Annotated in this window: 13 protein-coding genes and 1 pseudogene; 9 read left to right on the top strand and 5 right to left on the bottom strand. The window is 62.5% G+C overall.

Annotated features, from left to right (window positions below; translation table 11 throughout):
• Positions 1-10: 10 nt before the first annotated feature.
• From AQ610_RS18795 to AQ610_RS18775, 5 genes are all read left to right on the top strand, one after another.
• Positions 11-1,111: an ABC transporter permease gene (locus AQ610_RS18795; protein WP_009917201.1), complete on the top strand. Its 1,101-nt coding sequence runs from the start codon at positions 11-13 to the stop codon at positions 1,109-1,111.
• Positions 1,112-1,187: 76 nt separating this feature from the next.
• Positions 1,188-2,144, top strand: coding sequence for a D-ribose ABC transporter substrate-binding protein (locus AQ610_RS18790; RefSeq protein ID WP_009917202.1), 957 nt, complete (start codon positions 1,188-1,190; stop codon positions 2,142-2,144).
• 122 nt (positions 2,145-2,266) lie between these two features.
• Positions 2,267-3,028 (top strand): triose-phosphate isomerase, encoded by a 762-nt coding sequence (locus tag AQ610_RS18785; RefSeq protein WP_043283244.1) that lies wholly within the window; start codon positions 2,267-2,269, stop codon positions 3,026-3,028.
• A gap of 162 nt (positions 3,029-3,190) precedes the next feature.
• Positions 3,191-4,726 carry an FGGY-family carbohydrate kinase gene (locus AQ610_RS18780; RefSeq protein WP_006029170.1) on the top strand — a complete coding sequence of 512 codons (1,536 nt, stop codon included), beginning with the start codon at positions 3,191-3,193 and terminating at the stop codon, positions 4,724-4,726.
• A gap of 14 nt (positions 4,727-4,740) precedes the next feature.
• Positions 4,741-6,483 (top strand): glycerol-3-phosphate dehydrogenase/oxidase, encoded by a 1,743-nt coding sequence (locus AQ610_RS18775; RefSeq protein WP_006029171.1) that lies wholly within the window; start codon positions 4,741-4,743, stop codon positions 6,481-6,483.
• A gap of 229 nt (positions 6,484-6,712) precedes the next feature.
• Here the strand turns inward: AQ610_RS18775 and AQ610_RS37475 are convergent.
• Positions 6,713-6,879: pseudogene (locus AQ610_RS37475) on the bottom strand (RidA family protein); the annotation flags it as partial.
• Between the two features lie 99 nt (positions 6,880-6,978).
• On the opposite strand from AQ610_RS37475, the gene AQ610_RS18770 reads away from it, so the two are divergent.
• The 4 genes from AQ610_RS18770 (at position 6,979) to AQ610_RS18755 (ending at position 9,672) form a co-directional block, all read left to right on the top strand.
• Positions 6,979-8,256: an IS256 family transposase gene (locus AQ610_RS18770; protein WP_006026243.1), complete on the top strand. Its 1,278-nt coding sequence runs from the start codon at positions 6,979-6,981 to the stop codon at positions 8,254-8,256.
• Between the two features lie 424 nt (positions 8,257-8,680).
• Entirely contained in the window at positions 8,681-8,950 is a 270-nt protein-coding gene (locus AQ610_RS18765) for a type II toxin-antitoxin system TacA family antitoxin (RefSeq protein WP_009912471.1), read from the top strand.
• Positions 8,947-9,435: a GNAT family N-acetyltransferase gene (locus tag AQ610_RS18760; RefSeq protein ID WP_009912472.1), complete on the top strand. Its 489-nt coding sequence runs from the start codon at positions 8,947-8,949 to the stop codon at positions 9,433-9,435. The genes AQ610_RS18765 and AQ610_RS18760 overlap by 4 nt, the downstream gene beginning before the upstream one ends.
• Positions 9,436-9,465: 30 nt before the next feature.
• Positions 9,466-9,672, top strand: a complete 207-nt coding sequence (locus AQ610_RS18755) for a hypothetical protein (RefSeq protein ID WP_009912473.1) — start codon at positions 9,466-9,468, stop codon at positions 9,670-9,672.
• Between the two features lie 185 nt (positions 9,673-9,857).
• On the opposite strand, the gene AQ610_RS18750 is transcribed toward AQ610_RS18755, so the two are convergent.
• The 4 genes from AQ610_RS18750 to AQ610_RS18735 are packed head-to-tail and all read right to left on the bottom strand — an operon-like array spanning position 9,858 to position 13,150.
• A complete protein-coding gene (locus AQ610_RS18750; protein ID WP_043283246.1) occupies positions 9,858-10,907 on the bottom strand; it encodes a TadG family pilus assembly protein in 1,050 nt (349 codons plus the stop codon).
• Positions 10,900-11,313 carry a TadE/TadG family type IV pilus assembly protein gene (locus AQ610_RS18745; RefSeq protein ID WP_009912477.1) on the bottom strand — a complete coding sequence of 138 codons (414 nt, stop codon included), beginning with the start codon at positions 11,311-11,313 and terminating at the stop codon, positions 10,900-10,902. The genes AQ610_RS18750 and AQ610_RS18745 overlap by 8 nt, the downstream gene beginning before the upstream one ends.
• Entirely contained in the window at positions 11,310-12,221 is a 912-nt protein-coding gene (locus AQ610_RS18740; RefSeq protein WP_009912478.1) for a tetratricopeptide repeat protein, read from the bottom strand. The genes AQ610_RS18745 and AQ610_RS18740 overlap by 4 nt, the downstream gene beginning before the upstream one ends.
• Positions 12,218-13,150 carry a type II secretion system F family protein gene (locus AQ610_RS18735; RefSeq protein ID WP_006029178.1) on the bottom strand — a complete coding sequence of 311 codons (933 nt, stop codon included), beginning with the start codon at positions 13,148-13,150 and terminating at the stop codon, positions 12,218-12,220. Before AQ610_RS18735 ends, AQ610_RS18740 begins: the two co-directional genes overlap by 4 nt.
• Position 13,151 lies beyond the last annotated feature (1 nt).

Below are 13,151 nucleotides of genomic sequence, written 5' to 3'. Positions count from 1 at the left end.
AGACTGAAACGTGAACACCGCCGCCAAAACTTCCACGCCAAACCGCGCCGGCCACTTCGGTGGAGGTTTCGGCATCGGCAAGATGATGCTCGAAGGACGTGCATTTTTTGCCCTGATCGCAATCATCGCGATCTTCTCGTATTTGTCGCCGAATTATTTCACAGTCGATAATTTCCTGACGATGGCCTCGCACGTGGCCATCTACGGCATCCTCGCAATCGGCATGCTGCTGGTGGTCATCGATGGCGGAATTGATCTGTCGGTCGGGTCCACGCTCGGCTTCTCAGGTGTGGTCGCTGGGTTCTTGATGCAGGGCGTGACGCTGAAAATGTTCGGCGTCGTGCTCTACCCGGCGGTCTGGGTCGTGGTGGTACTGTGCTGTTCGCTTGGCGCCATCATCGGCCTGATCAACGGTGTGCTCATCGCGCGGTTCAAAGTGCCGGCCTTCGTCGCCACACTCGGGGTGATGTACGTGGTGCGCGGATTCGCTCTCTTGATGACCAACGGGCTGACCTACAACAATCTTGGTGGCCAGGCGGATCTGGGCAACACCGGGTTCAACTGGCTCGGCTTCGATCGCCTTTTCGGTATCCCCATCGGCGTCCTGGTCCTGGCAGTCATCGGGCTGATAGGCAGCCTCATGCTCGCCCGCACGGCTTTCGGTCGCTGGCTTTACGCCTCCGGCGGTAACGCGCGCGCCGCCGAGCTCTCCGGCGTCCCGGTGAAAAAAGTGCAGATCAGCGTTTACATGCTCTCGGGCGCCTGTGCTGCCATTGCCGGATTGATCCTGTCCTCGCAGCTCACTTCGGCTGGTCCGACTGCCGGCACGACCTATGAGTTGACGGCGATCGCCGCCGTGGTCATTGGAGGCGCGTCACTGATGGGCGGAACCGGCAACATCCGCGGAACCCTGCTCGGGGCCTTCGTGATCGGCTTCCTGTCCGACGGTCTGGTGATCCTCGGAATCTCGTCCTACTGGCAAACGGTGTTCACCGGCGCAGTCATCGTGCTCGCCGTGTTGCTCAATGCCATTCAATATCGCCGCCGTGTCAAGCGCCCGGCGCCGACCGCCGGCCAACCCACTTTGCCGCAAGGCGGCGGCTCGGCTTGAACTGAGCCGCTGGCCCGCGAGAAGCATGCCGGATACAGATACCGGCGCCATCCATAACTGAGGAGAGAGACTTACCATGGCAACCAAGAAAAGAACGTTGATGCTCGCCGCCGTCGCCATCGCTGCGCCCTTGTTTGCTGGGCAAGCTCATGCGGCCAACGGTGGGCTCATGACCATCATCGTCAATGATCCCTCGAACCCTTACTGGCTCACGGAAGGCAACGTTGCCGCCGCCGAAGCGAAGAAGTTGGGATATAGGGCCCACGTCGCGGCTTCGAAAGGGGATACCAATACCGAGAGTCAGCTGATCGACACTGCGATCACCAATAAGTCTGTCGCAATCATTCTTGATCCCGCGAATGCGAGCGGGTCCATTGGCGCAGTAAAAAAAGCGGTTGCCGCGAATATTCCGGTTTTCCTCGTTAATGCCGAGATCAATCGGGAGGGCCTGGCCAAGGCTCAGCTCGTTTCCAACAACGCGCAGGGCGCGGCGCTTGGCGCACAGCAATGGGTGAAGGACGTCGGATCGAAAGGCAACTATGTCGAACTGCTCGGATCGCCGTCCGACAACAACGCCGCCACGCGTTCCAACGGCTACAGATCGGTGCTCAGCCAGTATCCGGCTCTGAACAAGGTCGGATCTCAAGTGGCCAACTGGGATCGCACGCAGGGGTTCAATGCAATGCAGAGCCTCCTGCAAGCGCACCCCGACGTCACGGGCGTGATCAGCGGCAATGACGAAATGGCGCTTGGCGCGATTGCTGCCCTCAAGCAGGCGGGCAAACTCGCGAACGTAAAGGTGGGGGGGTTTGACGGCTCGCCAGCGGCGGTGGCAGCTATCAATGCCGGCGATCTGCAATACACCGTGCTGCAGCCTGTTGCCACATTTGCCGTCAAGGCGGTACAGGAGGCCGATGAGTTCCTGAAGACCGGCAAAACAGGGGCCAATTCTGAAAAGCAGCTCTTCGACTGCGTCCTGATCACAAAGGCCAACGTGGCGAAGTATACGTCGCCGTTCACGCTGTCGAAGTGATGCTACGGCCCGGACCCGCATGGTGCAAAAAGACATCGGTGGGTCCCCGCCCGTGCGCCGGGGGAGCCGCACCCCCGGCACCAACCACAGCAGCGTAAGTCCGTGTATCCGATTGACGACACATGCTTAATTCTCCTTTTTGGATCGGAACGAGCTGGAAAATGAACAAGACCTTGGCAGAGGCGCGCGCTTTTGCCAAAGGCCTGCTCACCGGCGGTGACGACCCACGGATGCAGCGCTTCGTGATTCCGCCCTTCACCGCGATCCGTGAGGTCAAGGCCATCCTCGCGCATACCACGGTGAAGGTCGGCGCACAGAACATGCACTGGGCCGACCGCGGCGCCTGGACCGGTGAAATCTCGCCGCCGATGCTGGTCGATTGCGCAATGGATCTGGTTGAACTGGGCCACTCCGAGCGACGCGAGCACTTTGGCGAAACCGATGCCACGGTAGGACTGAAGGTCGAGGCAGCGATGCGCCACGGGTTGATGCCGCTGATCTGCATTGGGGAGACACTCGCCGATCGGGAAGGCGGGCGTGCCGCCGAAGTTCTGGCTACGCAGGTACGCGGCGCGTTGGCACGATTGAGCCCGGCACAGCACGCGAACCCGATGCTGCTGGCGTACGAGCCGGTCTGGGCCATCGGCGAGCACGGTATACCGGCCAGCGCCGCCTATGCCGATGCTCGCCAGGCCGAGATCATCGCGGTCGCGCAAGACATTCTGGGCCGCCGTGTACCGTGCCTTTACGGCGGGTCGGTCAACCGCGGCAACTGCACCGAATTCGCCGCCTGCACACATATCGACGGGCTGTTCATCGGGCGCTCTGCCTGGGACGTGACTGGATATCTGGATATCGTGGAGCGCGTCAGGACGGTGCTTTGATCCGCCCGCATTCGTGGAACCCGGACCTGAAGGCGAACATGGTGAAACCGAAGACGCGGCACCGCCCATTCTTGTTCTCGCTGGATGACGTCGGTGCAAAAAGGCGGCTCTGCTGAAAATTGATTGGCGATCACTCCAGGATGCCGGAGTGCCTGCAAGCATATGGGGGACGTGATGGAAAAATATCTGCTGGGCCTCGACAGCGGCTCGACCGCGACCAAGGCCGTTATCTTTGACACCAGTGGCCGCACCGCGGGCGTTGGATGCCGGCGTGTCGAACGGCGGCAGCCCCGTCCCCGTCACGTCGAACGGGACATGGAAGAAACTTGGGCGGCAGCAAGCGGAGCCATTCGCGATGCACTCGAGATCAGCACGGTGCCCCCCGGCGCAATCGCAGCTATAGGCGTAACAGGCCACGGCGACGGCCTATATCTGGTCGACCACGACGGTGCCGCGCTGGGCCCCGGGATTCTCTCACTCGACAGCCGGGCCTCCGTCGTTCGCGACCAATGGGGCGAAGCCGGCCTGCTGCAACAGGCGCAGGAGTTGACCGGGCAGCGTCCGTATCCGTACGCCGCGTGCAGTCTGCTCAAATGGATCCAGCTCAACGAACCCGAGCGGTACGCGAAGATTGGCCATGTGCTCTTCTGCAAGGACTGGCTTCGTCTTTGTCTGACCGGCGTCCCGGCGACCGATCCAACGGAGGCCAGTTCATCCTTTACGGATGTGCGTACACAACAGTACAGCCGCGATGTCCTGAATCTATACGGCCTTGAGTCTATTGGCCGCGCGTTACCGGAGATCGTATCGCCCACAGCGATTGCGGGGCGTGTCACTGCGCAGGCTGCCGCGCAAACCGGCCTGAAGGAGGGCACGCCGGTAGCCTGCGGGTTGCATGATGTCACGTCCAGCGCCGTGGGCATGGGCAACACGGCACCGGGTACCTTGTCGATTACGGCGGGGACGTTCAGCATCAACGAAATCCTGTCTGATCATCCGCAAACCGATCCGCGCTGGTCGTGCCGTAATGGCACATCTCCCGGCCAGTGGATGAACATGTCGATTTCGCCGGCCTCGTCGAGCAACGTCGACTGGTTCCTGCGCGAATTTTTCACGTACGAAGTCGAACAGGCCGCACAACGCGGATGCTCGCTGTTCGACCTGATCGGAGACGAATTGCAGGCTGCATTCGCCGAGCCGAGCTCCGTCATGTTCCATCCATTCCTGTTCGGATCGCCCTTTGAACAGCCCGCGAGCGCTTCATTCTTCGGCATCCGCGGCTGGCACCGTCGTGTCCATCTGGCGCGGGCGGTGCTCGAAGGCATGGTCTTCAATCATAGATACCATGTCGAAGCATTGACCAATGCTTTTCCCGCGGGGCGGGCCGGCCTGACCGGTGGAGGATCGTCGAGCCCCATGCTCGCCCAGTTGTTCGCCGACACCCTTGGGATTCAGATCGATATCCCGGAACGTCAGGAGGCGAGTGCGCTCGGCGCTGCGCTGTGTGCCGGGGTCAGCACCGGAGCGTTCGCCTCCCTGCCGGAGGCATGTGCGCACGCATGCCGCATCCAGCGGACGCACCGGCCGGACCCGGAACGTCACGGCCAGCTCACCGAGGCATACGGGCTGTACATGCAGCTCGTTACAGGCATGAACCCGGCTTGGCCGGCGCTCGACCGCGCAGCCTTTGCGCATTGACAGCAAGACAAGCGATGACTCAACGATCCCGCGCATTCTTTCTCGAACGGCTTGCCCAACGGTGCAATGTCAGCGTCCTGATCATTGGTGGCGGCATCAATGGGGCAGGGCTGTTTCGTGACCTGGCGATGCAACAGGTGGACTGCCTGCTGATCGACAAGGCGGACTTCGCCTCGGGTGCGAGTTCTGCGCCTTCGAGGCTTATTCACGGCGGCCTGAAGTATCTTGAAACCGGTGAATTCCGCTTGGTTGCCGAATCCACCCTGGAACGCAACCTGTTGCTGAAAAACGCCCCGCATTTTGTACGGCCACTGGAGACCGTACTGCCGATTCAATCGTACTTTGGCGGCATCGTCGCGTCTGCGCTGCGATTTTTTGGTATCAAGTCGAAACTCGCCGACCGCGGCATGATCATTTCGAAACTCGGGTTGACGATCTACGATTTTCTCGGCCGCCATCACCGGACGATGCCGCGGCACCATGTCGCATTCAAAACTCGTTCTCTTCGAAACCTGCCGGTGCTCGATCCCGCCATCAAGGCAACCGCGACGTATTTTGACGCACAGGTGACACAGGCGGAACGGCTGAACTACGAACTGGTCGCAGATGGGCTGGCCGCATGCGAGGAAGCCGCTGCGGCGAACTATGTGACCGTTGACCACGTGGAAGACGAGAAGGTCTGGTTGCGGGATCTGATGTCAGACAGGCTCTTTCCTGTTACACCAACGATCATCATCAATGCCAGTGGTGCCTGGATCGATAGCGTGAACCACTCGCTCGGTATCAAACGAAAGTACATCGGTGGGACAAAAGGGTCCCATTTGATCGTGGACCATCCGGAACTCTATGCGCAATTGTGTGGCCGCATGGTTTACTTTGGCTCGAAGGACGGTCGCATCTGCCTCGTTTATCCTTTTATGGACCGCCTCCTCGTCGGTTCGACAGATATCCGTGTCGACGATCCCGACGAGATCCGCTGTGAGGACAGCGAAGTCGAGTATATGTTTGGCGCCCTGCGGGAAATCTTTCCCCGCTTGAGAGTGGATGCGTCGAACATCTCGTTTCGCTACAGCGGCGTGCGGCCGCTGCCCTATTCGGATGCCGCGAATCCGGGCGAGGTGAGCCGCGATCACGTGGTGCACATCGATCATCTGCCCGATACCCGGATTCCTGTGCTTTCGCTGGTGGGCGGCAAGTGGACAACGTTCCGGGGATTTGCCGAATCCGTCGCCGACGACACGCTCGAGCGCCTCGGCCGCTCACGCAGGGTGAGCACTCGTGACGCAGCCATCGGGGGCGGCCATGATTTTCCACGCACCTCCGGGGATCGGGCTGCATGGATCAACGAGCTGGCGACGCGTTGCGGTGTTCCGGTCGAACGAGCTGAAACCTTGCTCTCGCGTTACGGTACGAGTGCATCCGCGATTGCAGCGTTTTGCTCGCCGGCGCACGGCGGGCCACCTGACACGCCGCTCGCAAGCGAGCCGAGTTACACAGTGCGGGAGATTCAGTACATATGTGAGCACGAAGCCGTGACGCATCTTGCTGATCTGCTGTTGCGCCGGACAACGATCGCGCTCTCCGGCAAGTTGACCCATGCCGTGCTGGCTGAAACAGCGACGGTCGCGGCGCGTGCGTTGGGATGGGACTCGAACCGCATGCGGGGGGAAATCGATGCGGCCCGCGACATCGCCACGCAACGCCATGGAGTGGTGCTTCGGGAGACTGAGGGGGATGACGTACGAGTAAGCCCATGATCTCGGCGGCCTGCTCGCTGTGCAGGCAGGAGAGCACCTCGCCCATATTTCGATGTAGCGCAGCGTGAGATGCTGCGCCCCACGAGCTGGTCAGCCTCCCGTGGGGCCGTGGCAAACGGCGAGGCGCTGTTCACCGGAGACGCGTGGTCATTCGTAAGCGCGGCGTCTTTTTTCCGCCGTACCTGGAAGGCGGCTCCAGCAAGGAGCGAGGTCCGTGCAGTTGCGTCTCTCACGAGACTTCGGCGATCAGATCAATCTCGATGCAAGCCCCCGCGGGATCTGCGCTACGCCAAAAGCACTGAGAGCATGCGTACCTTTGTCGCCGAAAATTTCACCGAGGAACTCGCTTGCACCATTTGTCACCACGTGCTGCGGGTGCGGAGCTAATGTCGAATTTGGTGTACGGCGGGTGGTCGGCGGGAAATGAGAAGGCGGTGGCGGTTAGCTGAAAATGTTGCTTTCCACGGTAACACCCAGCAACCGAACTCCACCACCATGGCGAAACGTACGCAGGAAACAAACGGCAGTCAAGCAGCAACGGAAGTGAAGGGCCTGCCCGGTCTGGACGACCTGATCCAGCAGGGCGCGCGGCAGATTATCCAGCAGGCGATCGAGGCGGAATTGGCGGCATTGCTCGAGCAGTATTCGAACGTGAAAACGCTGGACGGACGGCGCGCGATCGTGCGCAACGGCTATCTGCCCGAACGCGAGGTCGTCACGGCAGTCGGGCCCGTGCCGGTTCAGGTGCCCAAGGTGCGTGACCGTTCGGGCTCGGGCGTGAAGTTCAACTCGAACATCGTGCCGCCCTACGTGCGCAAGTCGCCCCGGGTGAGCGCGGCGCTGCCGTGGCTTTACCTGCGCGGTGTTTCCACCGGCGACATGAGCGAAGCGTTCAGCGTGCTGCTCGGCGAACAAGCCAAAGGCCTCTCGCCCAATGTCGTGGTGCGCCTGAAGGCGCAATGGGCCGACGAGTTCGAGCGATGGAACAAACGCGACCTGTCGGGCTCGCGCTGGGTCTACTGGTGGGCTGATGGCATTCACACCGGCGCGCGCAGCGAAGACTCCGATGGCCAGTGCCTGCTGGTGATCATCGGCGTGAAGCCGGACGGGAGCAAGGAGCGCGTGGCGCTCGCCGACGGCTATCGCGAATCGAAGGATTCGTGGCGTGACCTGTTGCTGGACCTGAAGGCACGCGGGCTGCAGGCCGGCCCGCTGCTGGCTACTGGCGACGGCGCGATGGGCCTGTGGGCGGCGCTTGAAGAAGTGTTCCCGCAGACCAGGCAACAACGCTGCTGGTTCCACAAGATCGGCAACGTGCTCAACGCTCTGCCGAAATCGCAGCACGGCCGCGCCAAGGCTGCCCTGTCTGAAATCTGGAATGCGGCAACGCGAGCCGAGGCCATCGTCGCGTTCAACCAGTTCGTTGCGACGTATTCGGCCAAATATCCCAAGGCCGCTGAGAAGGTCACGAAGGACCGCGACGAGTTGCTCGCGTTCTACGACTTTCCAGCTGAACACTGGCAGCATCTGCGAACGACCAACCCGATCGAATCGACGTTTGCGACGGTACGTCATCGCACAACGCGTACGCGCAACTGTCTGTCGCGCGCGACCTTCCTTGGTCTGGCATTCAAGCTGATCGAATCGGCTGAACAGTCGTGGCGCCGTATCCGCGGCGTGGACAAGATCGAACAGCTCATGAAGGGCATTCCCTTCAAGGATGGTACCCCGGTGATCGAAAGCACACCGGCTCAGCAACCGCTCGCCGCCTGATCATGCCGCCGACTGCTGATACACCAGATTTGACAACTGCTCGTGGAGGCGACCACTGTGCGTTGTTTGAGTCGCGGGTCGGCACGATCGCCGGCCGATGTCGAACGGGCCTGCCACCACATGCCGCGACGTCTCGTCCTGGGCGCGGAAGGGTCGAGGCTCTGCACCCGCCGGTTGCCGCCAAAACAGCCCGGGTGACGTCTTAAAGTACGAAAAAAGTCCATTTCTTGAGGGCACCCCCAGGTGGGCGATTGATGGTGAGATGCCGCTTACCCGCTGCATCGTGTACGCAGGCCGCGTCTGTCGCGTGCTCGGCGGCGATGGGGACCAATTGAGGGGAATTTGGCAGGTGCGCCGGCAATTTTCCGTACGGATTGACGCGCCCGGCAATTTTCCGTACAATTGCGCCAGGAGGTAATAACCCATGGCCACGACCCGTTTTGAGGCGCGCGTCGAAACCGACGTGCTTGCCGTGATCCGCCGAGCTGCGGAGATCCAAGGGCGCACGATGTCGGACTTCGTCGTTTCCGCCGCCCGCGAAGCCGCGCAACGTGCCATTTCCGACGCTGAGGTGATTCGCCTGTCGGTGGCGGATTCGGCGCGCTTTGCCGATGCGATTCTGTCGCCCTCCAAGCCTGCGGATGCATTGCAGCGCGCACTCGATCACCACGACCAACTGCTGCGTAACGCATGACGGGTACGCAGCTGATGGTTGCCGCTCTTGGAGCGGACCATGATCGAGCCGCTTTTGATTGTGGCACGCTGGCGCTTGACCGCTACTTGCGGGAAATGGTGACACAGGACGTCCGGCGCAGAGTGGCAGCGTGCTTTGTCATGCTCGACGGCAACGTCGTCGTTGGCTACTACACGCTGTCGGCCGCCAGCGTCGCGTTGGTCGAGTTGCCGCACGATGTGGCGCGCAAGCTGCCTCGCTATCCCGCGATCCCGGCGGTTCGCATGGGCCGGTTGGCCATCGATCACCGGTACCGGGGGAGGGGACTTGGCGCGGCATTGCTGGTCAATGCCCTGCGGCGGGCCGCTCGCTCGGAGATCCCGGCCGTCGCCTTGATCGTCGATGCGAAGGATGAGGGCGCGGCGGCATTCTACGAGCACTTCGGCTTCCAGTCTCTCAGGCACGACCCGTTGGCGTTGTTTTTGCCGTTGGCAACGGTGAAGTAGGACGATTGAAACCGAATCAATGAGACCCCCATGCTGAATAACCCAAGACAGACCTTCGATGACATCGTTGCCAAGGTCCGCGCGCTCGAGTCCGAACACCCCGATCGGGTGGTAATGCTGCATCAGGCGCCGCCCAACATTGCAGTGTCGAGCGGCAATCGCGGCCCACTGCTGATCAAGGCCGTGTCGCAGAGGGTGAGCCTTCATCCAGATGACACGATCCGATTCAACGTGTAGCCGAACCGGTACCGCGAAAGCTTTGGCTTCTGGAATCCCGCATACATGGACGTTGACGTATCCGAACTGCCGCGCGCCGAGCTGCTTGGCGGTTCTTACGAGTCGGTGAGCTTCGACGATCAGACCGGCTCTGCTGAGCCGGGCTAAGCGGGGTGCAACACTACCTCGTCGCGTATGCGCCCCACTCACAGCCCAAGCTGGGGGCGCGCATAGGCACCATAGTTCGGCCCGACCCCGGACGACTGCACGGGGATCTTGTAGCCGCCAACCAGATAGCCGTCAATGTACTTGCCGCTGCCGCCGACCGACTCCTTGACATAGAACGCCGCAAACGCGACGATCGGCACATAGGTCTTGCTGCTGACCTGCGTGGCGACCGGCATTACGATAGTGACACCGGTTGGCACACTGGAATAGAGTGTCGTTTTCGCTCCTGGCTGGACCCAGATATTGTCGCCGATGTTCAGCGGCGACGGATTGCCGTTGGTGATCAGGCCACGCACGGTCGGCGCATCGTTCGCGTTGGTCAGGAATGAGGTCCACTGGCCACCCGTGCACGAACCGCCATAGGTCTGGCCGTTGCCGATCTGGATATCGTACGGCTGCCCAGTCGACGGGTCGATCTTCGGCTGGTTCGTTTGCGCGTTCCAGTACTGGCTCAGCACGCATTGGTCGATGACCATCGGAAAGACGCCGCCCGCGCCGACCGTGGACGGCGACGCAATAATCGCGACCGCCGTGGCGCTGCCATTTGCCGTCGACACGCCAAGAAAGTTGCCCATCAGCAATGGGATTGCGCCACCGTTCTGGTTCGCCGCGCGTGTTACCGTCACCTGCACCGCCGGCATGTCGTACGGGCCAGGCGTGATCGTGGTCGGCTGAAGCGTCGACGGCTGACCGGTCAGATTCCAGTAGCCAGTCTGCACGATGCCGCTTGTCAACGTTTGGTCGTCCGATGCATTGAGCAATATCGCCGCGCTGGTCGCGCTCGCGGCTTGCGTCCACGCGGGGCCGGACACGCCCGGTGTAGTCAGCGCGCCCGCGCCCGCCAGTGCGGCCGCATCAGCGTCGTTCTGCAACTCGTTGCGCACTGTGATCACGCGCGGCAGGTCGATTGCGAACGCACCAAATATCAGCAGCACCGTCACGAAGAGCACGAACCACAGTGCGATCGAGCCGCGCTGTCTGTGCGGCGCACGATCGAGCCGCGCAATGCGTGGGCGCCCGTTACTCATAGTTCATCACTGTGATGGCCGTCAGCGTGACCGGACCGGTCAGCGAGCTCAGTGCCGAACCGAGCACGAGTCCCTGATACGTGTAGGTGACGGTGACCTTGAGCGGGCTGCCGGACGTCGTGCCCGCGGACTGGTCGACCGCCACAACAGGCGTGGTCGCGGTGCCGCCGGTGACGAGATTGTTCTGCGCGTAGTTGAGCGCGACCTGGCTGATCGCGCTCGCCGTCATCGGCGGCACGCACGCGACGACGCCTGCGCGCGCCGCCTCTCGGCTCGCATTGGTGATGATGGCCTTGTCGCACAGGAGCAGGCTCACGTCAACAATACCGAACAGCACCAGCATGAAGAACGGGAACACGAGCACGAACTCCAGCGCGACCACGCCCCGCTGGCCGAAACGTCTCACTTGGAATCTCCGGTGAAGCGCGCGCTCGCGGGGGGTACCGCGTGCGCGCGCGCTGCGTCGCGCCCTGTCCCCGCACCGCGCTGTACGGCGCCGGCATCGCCACGCGCGCTGCTGTCAGGGCTTGGCGCCACGAGTTTCTCGCGAATGCTGCGATAAAACCGTATGTTGTCGTCAGCCAACGCAGCCGGCATGTCAGCCAGCAGGATGCGCCGGGCAGCCTCGTCATTGCCGAGCAGTCCATATGCGAGCGCCAGGTTCTGGCGCGCCTCGCGCGGCGCATTCGCCACCCCCGTCACTTCGAGCAGCACGTTCGCGCCCTCGCGAGCCCGGTGATCGAGGATCAGGGACAGGCCGAGGTTGGACCTCAGGCCATAGGCCTGCGGGTGCAATCGCAGCGCAGCGCGGTACACCGCCTGAGCCTCGCCGTGCCTGCCCTGAAGATCCAGCACCGTGCCAAGACCCTCGGCGGCGAGCGGATTGTCGGGATGGGCGGCGAGCAGTTGGCGGTACAGCGTCTGCGCAACATCCAGCTGGCGCTCGCGCAGTGCAACGCGCGCGAGCCCCAGTTGCGGGCGTGGGTCGGCTGGCGCCGCTGCCGCCGCCTGCGCATACAACACGCCGGCGCGCGCCAGGTCCCCGTTCTGGTACATCGCGTCACCCAGTCCGAGCTGGGCCGGCAGTGAATTGGGATCTGCGGCGAGCACCTTGTCAAACAGGGTCGCAGCCAGAGTCGCGTCGCCGGCCGACAGCGCGCTTTCGGCAACGCGCAGGTCAGCGGCGGGCTGCGGACCGGTCTGAGCGGCAATCGACCGCGTGTGGAAGCTGCCGGTTGTGCAGCCCACCATCGGGCCGACGAGGATCGGCAGGACGAGCGCCAGAACGCGACCGGATGCAGGGAACGGATTCATTTCGGGAACAATGCAATGAGTCGGATGATCGCTGGCCCGGCGGCAATCAGCGCCACCGTCGGCATGATGAACAGGAGCATCGGCAGCGACATCTTCGGTGCGAGCTTGGCCGCCTTTTCCTCGAGCGCGACGATCTGCATCGAGCGCTCGGTGCGCGAGAGCTGGCGCAGCGACTGCGTAATCGGCGTGCCGTATTGTTGCGACTGGACGAGCGTGGTCACCAAGGCGCGCGTGGACGGCACGGCGATGCGTTTAGCGAGCGCGTTGAGCGCGGACGAGATGTCACCGCCGATCTGCAGCTCGTCGGCGGTCACGGCAAACTCGTCGGCGAGCGGCGGGCAGATCATTTTCAATTCGCTCGCGACGCGCTTGATCGCGACCACCAGGCTGTTGCCCGCGTTGGTGCAGATCACCAACAGGTCAAGTGCGTCCGGCAGATACGCGGCAATCCTCTTCTGGCGTTGCCGGATCATCAAGTCGAGCACAAACTCGGGCAACATCATGCCAATCATGAATGCGCCGGCCATCATGAGGGCGCGGAACACGAAGTACTCGCCGATGCGCGGCACGTGCGACGCCCCGACGATCATGCCGAGCGCGAAGCCGACGCCGACAAGGAGCTTGAGCCCGGCCAATACCGACACCGCGCGCCGATCCCGAAAACCTGCGCTGATCAGCCGCTGAGCGACCTTGGTGCGTTGCTCGGCGTCAAGGATCGGCACGAGTTCGCCGAGCAACGCGATGCGTCGCTTGACACGCTGCGAAACGGGCTGCACTGACGCACTCGCGCCGACCTGCACTTCTGCAGCGGTGCGCGCCGCAACCTGCCGTACGCGCTGGGCAATGCGCTTCTGCGGGCTCTCCGCGCGGTGTACGAGCCACAGCACGCCGACCACGAGCAGCAGCATGAGCGCAAGGTTCATTTCCATG

Source organism: Burkholderia humptydooensis (assembly GCF_001513745.1).
In the GTDB taxonomy this organism is placed as follows: domain Bacteria; phylum Pseudomonadota; class Gammaproteobacteria; order Burkholderiales; family Burkholderiaceae; genus Burkholderia; species Burkholderia humptydooensis.
The sequence above is the reverse complement of the archived record's forward strand: the minus strand, read 5'-3'. Positions and strand labels throughout refer to the sequence as shown.

Bases quoted from the DNA above. Each gene is read 5' to 3' on its own strand.
- AQ610_RS18740 (WP_009912478.1), bottom strand. From the start codon at position 12,221: ATGAATCCGTTCCCTGCATCCGGTCGCGTTCTGGCGCTCGTCCTGCCG.
- AQ610_RS18780 (WP_006029170.1), top strand. From the start codon at position 3,191: ATGGGGGACGTGATGGAAAAATATCTGCTGGGCCTCGACAGCGGCTCG.
- AQ610_RS18765 (WP_009912471.1), top strand. From the start codon at position 8,681: ATGGCCACGACCCGTTTTGAGGCGCGCGTCGAAACCGACGTGCTTGCC.
- AQ610_RS18785 (WP_043283244.1), top strand. From the start codon at position 2,267: ATGCTTAATTCTCCTTTTTGGATCGGAACGAGCTGGAAAATGAACAAG.
- AQ610_RS18775 (WP_006029171.1), top strand. From the start codon at position 4,741: ATGACTCAACGATCCCGCGCATTCTTTCTCGAACGGCTTGCCCAACGG.
- AQ610_RS18760 (WP_009912472.1), top strand. From the start codon at position 8,947: ATGACGGGTACGCAGCTGATGGTTGCCGCTCTTGGAGCGGACCATGAT.
- AQ610_RS18750 (WP_043283246.1), bottom strand. From the start codon at position 10,907: ATGAGTAACGGGCGCCCACGCATTGCGCGGCTCGATCGTGCGCCGCAC.
- AQ610_RS18770 (WP_006026243.1), top strand. From the start codon at position 6,979: ATGGCGAAACGTACGCAGGAAACAAACGGCAGTCAAGCAGCAACGGAA.
- AQ610_RS18735 (WP_006029178.1), bottom strand. From the start codon at position 13,150: ATGGAAATGAACCTTGCGCTCATGCTGCTGCTCGTGGTCGGCGTGCTG.
- AQ610_RS18755 (WP_009912473.1), top strand. From the start codon at position 9,466: ATGCTGAATAACCCAAGACAGACCTTCGATGACATCGTTGCCAAGGTC.
- AQ610_RS18790 (WP_009917202.1), top strand. From the start codon at position 1,188: ATGGCAACCAAGAAAAGAACGTTGATGCTCGCCGCCGTCGCCATCGCT.